1 protein-coding gene is annotated in these 607 nt (G+C 58.6%); it reads left to right on the forward strand.

All coding sequences use genetic code 11. The features are described 5' to 3' along the window. On the forward strand, positions 1-368 hold a 368-nt coding region (locus AC1D35_RS36735), incomplete at its 5' end, for a cupin domain-containing protein (RefSeq protein WP_477942997.1). Between the last annotated feature and the right edge of the window lie 239 nt (positions 369-607).

A 607-nucleotide genomic window follows, 5' to 3' on the forward strand; every position in this document is an offset into this window, starting at 1 on the left:
AAGGCTGGTCTCAAGACCTGGTCCGGGAGCTTGAACGCAACAGGGATAACGGGCGCGTTGGCACGAGACTCGTCTCAGAGACGGACGATGTTCGCGTTTGGCATCTCGACGTGCCACCGGGTGAGCGGTTCGGATTCCACTGCCACGTGCTCAACTATTTTTGGACATCGCTGACGCATGGGAAAGCCCGGTCGCGCTATGCTGACGGGCGCGTTGTCGAAGTCAGCTATCAGCCGGGGGACACCAAACATTTGCACTTCGCGGCGGGAGAAATATCCTGGCACGACCTCGAGAATATCGGTCCGACCCCGCTGCAATTTGTGACCGTAGAGTTCAAGGATAGCGGCAATGCCGCCCTTCCGGTTTGATCTCGACGAGACCGCTCGCTTTAGGCCCCAGGGTCCTGCGCCGAAAGATCGAGTTTACAGCGATAAGCTGGGTATTGAGGCGCAGTTGCCGCTGTTGCCGGCCGATGCTGAATAAATTCGGCGCAGATCCAGTGGCTCCACACGAGAGGGCGGTCGACCAACCGCTCTCTTGCTCGTCAGCGGATATACAGGCGCGATGGAGCCTTGCGCGTAAAACTGGCAAGTATGAGCGAAGAGCG

The sequence above is a fragment of the Rhizobium sp. P1_E6 genome, from assembly GCF_056405875.1.